This is a genomic window from Bacteroidota bacterium, from assembly GCA_020161395.1.
Classification (GTDB): Bacteria; Bacteroidota; Ignavibacteria; order Ignavibacteriales; family Ignavibacteriaceae; genus UTCHB3.
On record JAIUOE010000015.1, the window covers coordinates 16,926 to 29,623 of the forward strand.

At 41.9% G+C, this 12,698-nt stretch carries 9 protein-coding genes; 5 read left to right on the forward strand and 4 right to left on the reverse strand.

Features of this window, described 5'->3' with window-relative positions; translation table 11 throughout:
- Positions 1-16 precede the first annotated feature (16 nt).
- The 4 genes from LCH52_16080 to LCH52_16095 all read left to right on the forward strand — a co-directional run bounded on the left by LCH52_16080 (position 17) and on the right by LCH52_16095 (position 6,275).
- Positions 17-2,875 (forward strand): hypothetical protein, encoded by a 2,859-nt coding sequence (locus tag LCH52_16080; GenBank protein MCA0390008.1) that lies wholly within the window; start codon positions 17-19, stop codon positions 2,873-2,875.
- Positions 2,876-2,890: 15 nt separating this feature from the next.
- On the forward strand, positions 2,891-3,883 hold the full coding sequence (locus tag LCH52_16085) for a PorV/PorQ family protein (GenBank protein MCA0390009.1): 993 nt from the start codon (positions 2,891-2,893) through the stop codon (positions 3,881-3,883).
- A gap of 26 nt (positions 3,884-3,909) precedes the next feature.
- Entirely contained in the window at positions 3,910-5,949 is a 2,040-nt protein-coding gene (locus tag LCH52_16090) for a Type 1 glutamine amidotransferase-like domain-containing protein (protein ID MCA0390010.1), read from the forward strand.
- 89 nt (positions 5,950-6,038) lie between these two features.
- Positions 6,039-6,275: a hypothetical protein gene (locus LCH52_16095; GenBank protein MCA0390011.1), complete on the forward strand. Its 237-nt coding sequence runs from the start codon at positions 6,039-6,041 to the stop codon at positions 6,273-6,275.
- 79 nt (positions 6,276-6,354) lie between these two features.
- On the opposite strand, the gene LCH52_16100 is transcribed toward LCH52_16095, so the two are convergent.
- The 4 genes from LCH52_16100 to LCH52_16115 all read right to left on the reverse strand — a co-directional run bounded on the left by LCH52_16100 (position 6,355) and on the right by LCH52_16115 (position 11,090).
- Positions 6,355-7,704 (reverse strand): T9SS type A sorting domain-containing protein, encoded by a 1,350-nt coding sequence (locus LCH52_16100; GenBank protein ID MCA0390012.1) that lies wholly within the window; start codon positions 7,702-7,704, stop codon positions 6,355-6,357.
- Between the two features lie 245 nt (positions 7,705-7,949).
- Positions 7,950-8,294, reverse strand: a complete 345-nt coding sequence (locus tag LCH52_16105; GenBank protein ID MCA0390013.1) for a YHS domain-containing protein — start codon at positions 8,292-8,294, stop codon at positions 7,950-7,952.
- A 23-nt stretch (positions 8,295-8,317) separates the two neighbouring features.
- The gene (locus LCH52_16110; GenBank protein ID MCA0390014.1) at positions 8,318-10,516 is read right to left on the reverse strand and encodes a TonB-dependent receptor; all 2,199 of its coding nucleotides are present in this window, start codon (positions 10,514-10,516) and stop codon (positions 8,318-8,320) included.
- A 106-nt stretch (positions 10,517-10,622) separates the two neighbouring features.
- The gene (locus tag LCH52_16115; protein MCA0390015.1) at positions 10,623-11,090 is read right to left on the reverse strand and encodes a hypothetical protein; all 468 of its coding nucleotides are present in this window, start codon (positions 11,088-11,090) and stop codon (positions 10,623-10,625) included.
- 227 nt (positions 11,091-11,317) lie between these two features.
- On the opposite strand from LCH52_16115, the gene LCH52_16120 reads away from it, so the two are divergent.
- Complete coding sequence (locus LCH52_16120) at positions 11,318-12,676, forward strand: OmpA family protein (GenBank protein ID MCA0390016.1); 1,359 nt, start codon at positions 11,318-11,320, stop codon at positions 12,674-12,676.
- Positions 12,677-12,698 lie beyond the last annotated feature (22 nt).

The window sequence follows — 12,698 nt, forward strand, 5'->3', positions numbered from 1 at the left end:
TGAGGGAGATTGAACAATGAAATTTACAAAAGAAATGACATCAAAATTCATAAAACCGGAAAAAATGACGGAAATTGAAAGACAGAATAAATTGATGAGTAAAAACCCCATATTTTCGATGGCAGGAAAAGCAGTATTGATTTTTGTGTTCTTGTTACTTGCTACACCTCTGCTTAATTCTCAGTCAAAGAAGGCTAATGGAGGAGATAATTCGGTGCTCTCGATTCGCGACAGAGCAGGAGGTGTGCATAACGCTTCGGCTATCGGGCTCTTCTTCGAGAACAGAGGAAAGCTCTATCCGAGAAGGCTTTCACAGGGTCCCTCTGGTGAGTTTCCGATCAACAGCGGAAAACACTACATCTATAGAATGAATCCATATGTTGGTATTCCCGGAAATGTAATTCAGGGAAGATACACAACCAATGAGGAGTGGGAAGCTGCAGCCGGCTATCACAATAATGAAGGTGCCAGAATAGCATTCTCCGATAATCCTGCTTCGTGGCATCCTGTAAAGGGTTGGCCCGTGAAGGATGCAAACGGTAATCCGGTCTTCAAATCGGATCAGGATTCATATTGCGTTTATAACGATTCCAACAATACAAAGCAGATTCTCGGCATCACCCTTGCCCAAACGGGTTATGCGTATGGAGTTAAATTTGCTCAGAATCTCCTCTTTTTCAAGTATGATATCATTAACGATGGACCAAAAGACTACGACAGTCTTTATTTTACATTATATACTGATATCGATGTAGGTAATGTTTCGGGTGGTGACCCGGAGTATGCGGACGATAAAATAGACTTTGACAAAAACAACAATTTTGTCTGGTTCTATGATGACGGTATTTCTGCAGAATGGCCAAATGGAAAAACGGGTATGATGGGAGTTGCATTTCTACAGACTCCCAAAGTGAACGGGCGTGAACTGGGACTTACCGATTTCCATTATGCACTCTATGATGATGATGAACTCTCCGATCTCGACTCTGTTCTATTCGGTCGAATGACATCAGCACCATCGCTGTATAATTCAAATCTGAGAAACAAGTATTTCCACCTCGGAAACAACACCTCACTGAACTATGATGATGTTTCCACGATTCCTGCTTCCGGTCTCGATCTTTTGACCACTTTCTCATCAGGTCCATATTTCATTAAAAGGGGAGATACACTCTCGTTTTACACTGTTCTGGTGGCAGGAGAGAACTTGAATGAGTTGAAAACAGCCCTTGCTCAGGCACAGGTGATTCATTCGTTTAACTATGATATCGCAAAACCACCTGTGACTCCTAAACTTTCGGGTGTCCCAAGTGACAACAAAACCATGCTTTACTGGGATGATGCTGCAGAAAGGTCATTTGATTCATTTTCAGGTCAGTATGATTTCGAAGGTTACAGACTCTACAGAAGTATCGATAAAGGAATCCATTGGACAAAATTAGCCGAATTCGATGTACCAAATGAAATTGGTATAGACAAGGGCATTCAATACTCTTTTATCGACTCCACTGTCACTAACGGTTTTGAATACTGGTACACTATCACGGCTTACGACAGAGGTGATTCCCTTCTTGAGCCGCTCGAAAGTCCGCTCGGGAAGAATCTTGATCAGTTAAACATTGTCAGTCTTACCCCTGTCTCATCGGCTGCAGGCAGAACGCCGGTTACTCTTGATAATATCAGACAAATCGGAAAAGGCACTTCAAATTATGTATTCAATGTGACGCCGGTCGATGATGTAAAACTTGCTTCAGGCGAGTACAATGTCGGCTTCAATTATGTCAGCAGAACAGAAAGAGGCGTGCTGAAAACACAACTCGTACCGGTAATTACTGACTCGGCAAACACAAAACCGGAAAAATACGGTGTTTACTTCAAGTCGCCGACTGTATTCGATTTTGTTAATCTCACAACCGGTGAAGATATAAAAACTGACAACAGTTATGTTTGGACGAACCCGAATCAGGTAATTTCAGTACCCGGAACTGGTTTGAGGGTAAGAATAGTTACACCTCCCGGTACTGCTCCCGAGTATTTACCGAGAAAGGGTGACTTGCTTACGCTCAGTTTTGGTGTGTACGCCACAAAGGATAATGATACACTGATTAAGCCAAGACCGTTTTTGTTTGAGAAAACTCAGGCAACTTCTGATGGTATTGTATTCAGTATGACAAAACCCGGTGCCGTAAAATCCCTTTCGAAAATAGGCGGGACCGATATCTTTTCACTCGGTTTTTCACTTGAAAATGAAGTGAATCTGAAATCCACTCTATATTTCGTTGAAGTGAAAAACAGAGGATTCGGAACAGGTGGAGCGGGATTTGTTTCACTGGAGATAAAAGACACTTCAACAAATTCAGCAATAGTGAAGTTTGATACCGTTTACACTCTGTCAACATTTACATTTGGTGGTGTGAGAGGCAGAATAGAATTTAATCCTGCCAACCCTCCACAGGCGGGCAATCTTTATTCTCTGGAGACAGTAAAACCAAAGGCACCGACACTAAAAGACAAATATGCATTTACATTCAGAGCCCCTGTGGTAAATAACGAAGTCGCCAATACATCGTTGAACAAAATAAGAGTTGTACCAAATCCGTATGTGGTCTCATCATTGTATGAACCCGAGTTTGGTGAATTGCGGCGTGAACCGTTACGGCAGATACAATTCATCAATCTGCCACCTGAATGTACTATTCACATCTTCACCATTGATGCGGATCTGGTTAAAACCATTAACCATTCTTCATCCAACGGTACAGAGGTGTGGGATCTCCGTTCCGAAGGTGGAAGAGAGATTTCAGCCGGAATGTACATATATGTAGTAAAAACCAGCGGAGGCGAGTTCATCGACCGCTTCGCCGTAATCAAGTGATCAACGGAGCATAAAATGAAAAAACTGATATTTATCTCAATCTTAATGTCGTTTACACTCGCTGCGCAATATTCCAATCTTGGGACATCAGGTGCACAATTTCTGCAGATTCCACTTGGAGCAAGACAGGCGGCAATGGGTGGTGCTTCGATCGCTCTAACCGATGATGCCTCATCCATATTTTGGAATCCGGCAGGACTCTCAAGCGTTTCCAATGTTGACTTCCATTTCACGAATCTGAACTGGTTCGGGTTATTCGACCTGAACGCTGCAGCCGGAGCCTACAAACTTGGAGGTGATGCGGGTGTTTTGGGTGTTCATTTTATCTCTTTTTCAACAGGTAAAATAGAGATTACGACTGAAAAGAAACCAAACGGAACAGGACGGTTTTACGATGCACAGGATATTGCTCTTGGTTTGACTTATTCCCGGGCTATAACTGACAGGTTCAGAACCGGTATCACAGTCAAGTATGTATCTCAAAGAATCTGGAATGAGACAGCAACAGGTATAGCTTTCGACATCGGAACTCAATATACTCTCGATTTCCAAAATCTGACCATTGCAATGAGCATGACAAATTTTGGACCTGACATGAGATTTGACGGACCCGATCTGAATGTTACCTACTTGAGGGACGAGAACATACCGCTTTCGAGGCTTGCACCAGCAAAGCTGGGCACAGAGGATTTCTCGCTTCCGCTTCACTTTCAGGTTGGTATAGCGATGGACATCTTCAAAATTGATTTCGTTAAGATGCGTGCCGCCCTTGATGTAACACACCCGAATGACAACCTCGAAAGAGTAAATTTTGGTACCGAGATCTCGGTATTTGACAGGGTGTTTCTGAGAGGCGGTTACAGATATAATTATGATGATGAAAAGATAACTTTCGGAGCCGGAGCAAACCTGCCTTTGGGAGAATCTGTGGTTTCATTTGATTATGCTTATTCCATTTACGATATCCTTCCAAATGTACAGAGGATTTCCGTCGGGTTAAGATTTTAGAGTTTAAGCTACCCTGAGAGAATGAGATGAGAGGCGCTAAACGGTTGTTTTTGTTGGTGATAGCGTTTTCGCTTCAGTTATTCTCTCAGGGATATATCTGTGCTGTGGGTGGTGGTGGAGAGGGTGTAAATGACTGGAATCGCGAACCTTATTCATGGATAGTTCAGAAAGCTGATTCAGGTGCAGTTGTTGTACTTTCGGTAAATGACGAAACAACATGGATACCCGACTATTTCCGTTCACTGGGCTCCCGTTCCTCATACAATCTCAAAATAAACTCCAGAACATTAGCGAATACACAATCCGTTGCAGATTCAATTCTCGCAGCATCTGCTGTTTTTATCAAGGGTGGCGACCAGTACAATTACATAAATTACTGGAAAGGTACTCTTGTTGAATCTGCCATAAAGCAGGTTTATGCCCGGGGAGGAGTTGTAGCTGGCACTTCCGCAGGAGCAATGGTGCTCGGGAAATTTATACTCTCGGCGAGATATGGTTCGCTTTATCCCGATGATGCACTTGTAAATCCTTTCATACAGACTTCAAACATCGAAGATAACTTTCTCGGCCTGGTTCCGGATGTTATTTTTGATACTCATTTTATCGAAAGAGGACGGCAGGCGCGACTGGCATCTGTCCTTCTCAAACTTGGATTGCAGGGAATTCAAAATGTAACAGGCGTTGGTTTGGATGACAGAACCGCTTTTTGTATCTCACCCGATGGAAAAGGGGTGGTGATGGGAAGTGGTTCTGTTTCTATTTATCGGGCGGATTCCCTTACAAGACTCTGGTCGTCTGGAAATCTGTACGAACTCGAAAATCTTCACGCCCGGCAGCTTACCAAAAACTGGGTTTATGATCTTAACAGTAAAAATATCAGTTTTGTACCGGCCTCAGCAAAAGCATTTAATGCGACATTATCTGAAGTCCCGACAGGAGATGTGACATTGACGGGGAGTAACTGGATTGCAACTTCGTGGCTGGCTGCGCTGTCTGCATTTGTATCAAGGGCGAATACTCCGGATGTTTTGATTGTCTCATATCCTGCCTATGAGGCAAATGCAAATTCGATTCTTAACGAAGTTGCAGCTTCTGCACCCTTGGCTAAACTGATACTCTATACTCCAGGATCCGAGACTGATACTCTGGTCCATCAGAAAATACAGGGAGCTTCGGCATTCATTTTTGCCGGTGATGACCTTACAGCCATTAAAAACATCACTTCATCGACTTCTTTGGTTGGTAATCTGCTTCGACAAAAATTGATTAACTCAAGATGTCCATCTTTCTATTTCGGTGAAATGTCAAAACTTGCCTCGACTTCTTTTGCTGACAATTTGAACAGTGATCCGTATGCTGCGTACCGCGGTAAGATGACATTAAATGAGGGTTTTAGGGTTTTACCGGGATTTTCAACCCAGTCACTCACTTTTGCAAGCAGCGATTATTATGAAAACAGGATGGCATCTGTACTGTGGTCAATATTCAAAACGCAGATTCCATACGGTATTTACATCAACGGAAACGGCATAACAAAATTTATTAATGCTGATTCTTCAATTGTCTTTTCACGGTTTCCGTTCTTCCTGATTGATGCAAGGGAAGCAACACTGCGGGACTCATCGGTCTACAGGGCTTCGAGCAGTACCGGTCCGAGACAGGTGGTGGCGCTAAATTCATTTAGAATTTCAGCCTCCAACAACTACGGAAGGGGTTACAGCATTGCACAAAAAAGATTTGCCTCCGCTGATCCCACGGGTGTAAATCCTGAAGAAAACTACGGGATACAAGATAACTATGAAAAAGTCGACCTGAGGGTTACTGCCTTTCCTAATCCTTTCACTTATTCCACAAAAATCGTTTTTGAATTCGGGAGGGCAGGGGAAATGAAACTGGAATTGTTTGATATTCGCGGTTTGTTGATCAGGACTCTGTTCTGTGCAGATGTCACCGCCGGGCAACATTCTCTTTCTCTCCAAAGTGGAGGCTTGTCTTCCGGAATCTATTTTTTGCGCGCAACATTTGATGATGTGATAAAGACCATAAAACTGGTACTGCACAAATAACCACACAGTAAAATCTTTCCGTTTTCCTCTCTTATTGGGTGGAATTAGTTATATTTCACTGTACCTTAATTAATAATTTGGACGCAAAAATGGATAACAAAACAATAAAATTCGAAAAAGAAGTCGAAGTGCTTGATTTGATTTTTCAGGATATGGTGGAGGCAATCCACCTAAAACCCGATGGAAATGACATCGAAGATCTGAGACTATATGTTGACAATATTTATGCAACTCTCAACACTACTGCCTTGAGAGTTAATGAGATCAAAAAACAACTCGAAAAAGATGCGAAATTGATCCTTGAGACATGGAATCCACCTGCCTAAAGGTTGTAATTTAGAAAAAAACCGGATTGGAAATTCCCAGTCCGGTTTTTTTATGCAGTCAATTAACAATCAGTCCGGTTTACTTCTGTAGCACTACTTTTTTAACAAACGACCTTCCTTCAACTCTGACCGACAGGAAATAGATACCCGATGGATTACCTGAAAGATCGAAGTACTCTTTTGAAATGCCGGGATAAATTACTTTTTCAGATGATAAAATCTTTTTTCCGCTGATATCATACAACTCAAAAAGAATACCTGTCGTATTCTGATTATTGATGGTGATGGAGAATGCTGGATTAAATGGATTGGGGAAAACACCGGAAATTCTAAGTGAACTCAAATCCGGAGAACCATCTGCCACAGATAACGGAGGTGAAAGTGTCAGTTTGATCGAATTATTGCTGAACTTTTGAATCCCGCCGGGGGTCGAAGCGACAATCCGTACATAAAAATCTCCCGGGGGGATGGAATCGATAATAATAGAGGAATCCACTACAGCAGGCGAAACATAGAAAAGTGATTCAAACAGTGAATCAAGTGCAAATTCCACATTGTATCTGATGTTCTCGAGAGGATTCAGTGTCGAAGATTTCTCCCACCTGATATTAATGTTTTGGTTGGTTACCGATCCCTCATCGGTTAGCATTTTAAACGATTTTAACGGAAGTCGATTCACCGATTTCCTTAAAACAACGGAAGTATCAGCGTTGGCAGAATCACCAAAAGCGTAATTCCAATAGCCTTTGTCTTCATGCAGGAAAAGTTTGAAAACAGCAGTCAAGTACTTTTGGGAAAGATAAATTTGGAGGTTTCTGTTAATATATCCACCTATGTCAGTCCAATCCCAAATATTAGTATCCATAAATTTCGTGTGGTTACCACCATTGATGGTGAGAAGTGCCTTATTGTCAGGTGTATTCTCATACATTGGAATCTGAGTTGTTGCGGGAGGAGTGATTCCGTCGTTTTGTGAGGAGATCAGGTAGATTATTGATTTGGTTGAATTAATGGTCGAAATAATTGACGGTACAGTTTCGGCAGCGGCAAACGGTGCAGAAATCGTTATAGTCGAGTCATAGATTGTGGACAGCAGAGAGGCGCCGCCTCCCATTGAATGTCCTGAGACACCCGTTTTTGAAGTGTCGGCGAGTTTGTAAAATCTGTTCCCTGTGGCTGTGGACGATGATTTGATGAAATTCAGACAGAAGATAAGGTCTTTTCCGAGTTCTCCGTGTTGTGTGTCTGTAAACTGAGGAGCAATAACGATGAATCCGTGAGAGGCGAGTTGTCGGAATAGTGAGAAGTAGTAGTTTGTCTGCATGAAAAAGCCGTGTCCAAATGCCACTATTGGCCAGGGTCCGTTAACAGTGTCGATCTGGCTGTTTTCACCGTCTGAAAAGGAGGGGTAATAAATTCTGCAGTTCATATTCCTCCCCTCACGGGAAATGGTCTGACTAAACCACCCTTGAGGGTACCGACCTCTTGCACCCGGATCAATCTGAGAATATGATATCGAGGTGAGTATGAAAATAAAAATAAAAAGCTGGATAACTCTGAGCATAAAACCCGGCATTTCCGATTGTGACTTTATAAGTTCACAATCGATGAAAGAATAAAAATCTTAACGCAAGATAATTGTTATTTCAGAGTTATCCAACTTTTCAATTCCCGTTACTTTTTACCGGTAAAGCGGGTTCCTGTTTCATTCAGGTTTTTTGAATATTTTTCAGGATCTTTTGCGAATTTGGCATCACAGCCTGCGCAGCAGAAACCGTAAGCTTTTCCGTTGTAGACCTCAAGTTTTACTTTAGGATTAACCTTGTTTCCCATAACGGGGCAAACGGTATTCCACGGAGTGGTGGGCACTTCTGCCGTTTTTGCTATTGTTGAATCACAGCAGTCCGATTTTTCTTCAGTACATGCTTTCGATTTTGTTGTGTCAGGTTTTTCCTGAGCAAGGGTTAATCCGCTAACGGTCAGGAATACGAACAATACGAGAAATAATTGCTTTTTCATGATAATACTTTCATTTAGTTGAATTAAAATACACTTAACCGGATACCGGCATAGAATTTTCTTCCTGAAACTGGACCCCAGACCATCGAAGCGTCGAAATATTTTCCAAACGGATCATCTGAAGCTATTACAGGATTTGCCTGCTTGAAGTCTGTTATATTTTCAGCACCGACATAGAGTTCGAAGATATCAAACTTTTTGCTGATTTGTGCGTTGATGTTTACAAATGCATCGAATGTTTCAGGTCTTTGATACTGTGAAGGATTGGTGGAGGTCGAAGGAATTCTTCCGGGTCCGTTCACCAAAAAACTTGCGTCAAAAACCCATCCACGCCCCGGAGTTGAATATGAGACCGTGGTTAGCACTTTATACCTGCTGTGCAGAGGAACTATATTCAGGGTACCGTTATAGGTGGTTCTCACATCGGTATACCTGTAAGCAGCCGATATATCGAGGCGGGGGAGCACTTCGTATGCAAGCTCCACCTGATAACTGTTTGAGAATGAGGAGCCATTCAAATCATAAAACAGAATGCTCGAAGGATCGGTATCGATATCTGTGACCACCTGTTTGATGAAGTCGGTTCTGTAGTAGTCAAGGGTCACCCTCAACTCTCTTCCCGATAACATGAAGTAGCGGGTGAAATTCAGTCCGTAGTTGTATGCTTCTTCGTATGAGTTGGTGTTATTAAGTACAAAATTTCTTGAACTGGCGAGATAACTCATATTGTTTGCATAGATGTTTACCGCCCTGTAACCTTTTCCTGCAGATGCACGAACTGAGGTGTTTTCGTCAAAATTGTACTTAATATGGATTCTCGGAGTTACGAGAGTACCAAAAAGGTTGTGAAAATCGACTCTTACTCCGGGTACTATGGAGAGAAGATTGTCAGGCGAGAAGTTGTACTCGAGGAATACACCAGGTACTGATTCTTTTTTCGTTGAACCGGATGCATTAAGCGACTCATCAATTTGATCGTGTGTATAGCTCAATCCGGTTATTACCGAATGAATATTGTCGATAGAACGCATTTCGAAAATCAGTTTCGAGAAAAAGATTTTTTGCGACGCATCATACTTTCTCTCTCCAAACAGAGTATTCTGGTCGTGGGAATGTGCATCAAGCATTAAACCAAGACTTATGTATGGCTCTGCAGAGAAAACATAACCGGTCTTTGAGTAGAAATCGAAGTGTCTTGAGTCGATGTCAATTTTATACTGTTTTCCCGAAAGCATCGGAAACATTTGTCCGCCCGTTCGCTTTTCCGAAAGGTAGTGAATACCGAACTGTGATTCCAAGCCAAAATTGGTATGAATTTTCCACCTGTTCATCACATTGTATTGTATGGTTTTTGGGTCATCTGTGAATGAATCAAAATTGTCATCCACCATTTTCGATACAAAGTTGGAATGGGCGAGGAAAATTGTGCTGACATGGTCATTCAGTTCTATTGCAGCATTTGCGTTAATGTCTGTCTTGTAGTGCGAACTTTGGAAGGCGTTGAAGTAGTACCTCTCAGCGTCGGTTGCACTCTTATAACCGACATTAATCTGTCCTGTGATCGATTCATATCCGTTCACAACCGATGCAGATCCTTTCGAAACGCTGATCTGTGATATCCAGGGTCCGGGTACAAAACCAAGTCCAAATGAATTTCCGATACCATTCATTGAAGGGATGTTTTCGAAGAGCATTTGGGTATATGCACCGGCAAGTCCAAGTAACTGTATCTGACGGGCTCCCGAGACTGCATCCTGATACTGCACATCAACCGAGGCATTGGTAGTAAAACTTTCGCCAAGGTTACAGCAGGCAGCTTTCAGAAGTTCTTTACCGGTAATAATCTCGACCTGAGCCGGTTCAAGGTCATCCATAAAGCGTGAAGATCTCTCGGCAGAAATAAGAACTTCCTTAAGTTGGGCATTGAGGGTGAGAACAATCTCGATGGAGTCCTTGCTGCCGGAAACCTCGATTGTATCGGCGACATATCCGGTATAACTCACAACCAGCAAAGCACTTTTACCTGCGGGCTTTTTGACTGAGAAAAAACCGTTGATGTCGGTAACCGTTCCGATTTTGGTATCCTTCCAAAACAGATTGGCTGAAACAAGGGGGACTTTTTTGTTTTGTTGATCGAGTTCGTAAACAAAACCTTTGAGATTCTGTGCAATGGTAACTGCACTTAACAGAATCAACATTTGTAATAAAAATTTAAATTTCATTTTAAACCTCTTCTCTTTAGGAGAAATCAATAATTGTAGAGTTGTTGACAGTCCTTAATTGCCATGAGTAATGGAGCAATACCGGGAGCAGTCTATTGACAAGCGTTTAGCTTAGAGGTAAGGCTATTTTTAGTTGGTGTATCGAGGTTAAAAGGGATTTACCGAATGAAGGGGGAGGAAGGTCGTCTGTATTCCTGAGAATCTGAGTAATTTCCTGCTCACTGGTAAGGTCAGAAGAGACTGTAACCGCATCAAATTCACATATAAAGAGATTTGACAGGTTAAATACAGAAACATCGTATGAAATTTTGTGCAAATCGACTTTTTCGAAGCAGCAAGACTCACCGTCAAGTGACTTAATCGTTTCGCACTGACTAAAATCCGACTTATTTTCATCAGGATTTTCATCACAACAAGATTCAGGTGCGGGAACCTCGGCGGTCTCCTCACACATTTCACATCCAAATAGTGTACTTACGCCCGAAGATTCACAAGTATGAATAACAACGGGGAAACCTGTTGCGGACAGGAAAAATACAAAAATCAGAATGGAAATAAGAAATTTTCTTTTCATACCCCCAAATGTAATGAGATATTTGCTACTAACAAATGCTTTTTTCGTTCTCCAAAAACTATTTCAGTCGATTTCATGAGTATTAAATGAAATAAATGTAGATTGCAATTTGATAAAATGCAGATTAATCGCGCTTTTTTAACGGAAACTGATTATTTTTCCTGATCATTTAATCATGAATTTCACTCTAACAATTTTTTAATCATAGTTATTCAATCGGATCAGATATGAAAACAAAATTACTCATTCTCATCAACTCTCTTTTATTAATAGTCTTTTTGACCGGTTGTTCAACCCCGGTTGAAGCTGTTAAAGATGACTCGACACCTCCGGCAAACTACAAACCACTTTATGTTAGTGGAATAAGCCGAATAAGCGAAATGAATGCACAAAATCCTTCTCTCACGGTGAGTCGTGTCGATGCATCTCAAGCTGATTTGATCTCCATCTACATGAATATCCTGAATTCTGATGGAATAATGCTAACCAATGCACTCGAAGGTGAGTGGTTAAAAAAGTGGTGCAGTGTTACTGAAGAAGTGAATGGTAAAACCTTTAAGATTGATGATTTTAAGCTTGCCGAGATTCCGGGTGCGATTGTTGAGTCGATCGCAGTATCGCTGGTGATGGATCACAGTGGATCAATCGGGGAAGATCGCGCAAATATCATTCAAGCTGCCGCGGCAGATCTGATAAAAATTAAAAACAAGGATGACGCTGTTTCCATCGTTAAATACGACGACAAGGCGGTTGTGGAGGTTCCTTTAACAACTGAGGCTTCAATTCTTCTAAACAAACTCACTCCCTCCGGTTTGACAGGTTATGGAGGAAAATCATCTCTCGTAAAAGCCATAATGACAGGAATTGACGCTGTAAAGAATGCGCCTGTCAAGAGTAAGATAGTGATTGTCTATACCGATGGAACTGAAGGTTCGAATTTCCTTGACAGCCTTATCGAATACGCTCTTGATAATGATGTAATTATCTGTGCTATCGATTTTGGAAGGGATGTGAATGAGAATTTTCTGAAAGAACTGGCAGTCTCAACCGGGGGAACATATAATCACATGTATCTTTCTTCCGAGTTCAGCAGAGTCTACGCGGATATATACAGCCGGTTGCGGCATGCCTACATCCTTCAGTACAGACCCGTTGAGTATGGTCAACATACCGTCAGTATCAAATTCTGCATGCCACAGTATGAGATAGAAACATTTGCCAATTTTAACAATACCCCCGAAGCAAATGTACCGGTTTTGCTTAACATCAATTTTGAATTCAACAAATATGATCTTAAAGCATCCTCGGAGCGGGCTCTTCAGACTGTTGTTGATCTTCTTGTCAGGAACCCGCTTTTTGATATTGAAATTCATGGCCACACAGATAATGTCGGGGACAAAAGCTATAATCTGAAACTTTCGCAACAGCGGGCTGATGCTGTCAAGACGGAACTTATCAAAAGAGGAATTGACGGTAACAGGATAAAAGCGATCGGGTTCGGCGACACAAAGCCCGTTGCCGACAACAAGACGGAAGAAGGCAGAGCTGAGAACAGAAGAACAGAGTTTATCATAATTCAAAAATGAACAAACATGAATCTTTACGATA

What these genes read in the sequence shown, in the direction of transcription:
- LCH52_16115 (MCA0390015.1), bottom strand. Translation starts at nt 11,090, where the DNA reads ATGAAAAGAAAATTTCTTATTTCCATTCTGATTTTTGTATTTTTCCTG.
- LCH52_16090 (MCA0390010.1), top strand. Translation starts at nt 3,910, where the DNA reads ATGAGAGGCGCTAAACGGTTGTTTTTGTTGGTGATAGCGTTTTCGCTT.
- LCH52_16120 (MCA0390016.1), top strand. Translation starts at nt 11,318, where the DNA reads ATGAAAACAAAATTACTCATTCTCATCAACTCTCTTTTATTAATAGTC.
- LCH52_16085 (MCA0390009.1), top strand. Translation starts at nt 2,891, where the DNA reads ATGAAAAAACTGATATTTATCTCAATCTTAATGTCGTTTACACTCGCT.
- LCH52_16110 (MCA0390014.1), bottom strand. Translation starts at nt 10,516, where the DNA reads ATGAAATTTAAATTTTTATTACAAATGTTGATTCTGTTAAGTGCAGTT.
- LCH52_16105 (MCA0390013.1), bottom strand. Translation starts at nt 8,294, where the DNA reads ATGAAAAAGCAATTATTTCTCGTATTGTTCGTATTCCTGACCGTTAGC.
- LCH52_16095 (MCA0390011.1), top strand. Translation starts at nt 6,039, where the DNA reads ATGGATAACAAAACAATAAAATTCGAAAAAGAAGTCGAAGTGCTTGAT.
- LCH52_16080 (MCA0390008.1), top strand. Translation starts at nt 17, where the DNA reads ATGAAATTTACAAAAGAAATGACATCAAAATTCATAAAACCGGAAAAA.
- LCH52_16100 (MCA0390012.1), bottom strand. Translation starts at nt 7,704, where the DNA reads ATGAACTGCAGAATTTATTACCCCTCCTTTTCAGACGGTGAAAACAGC.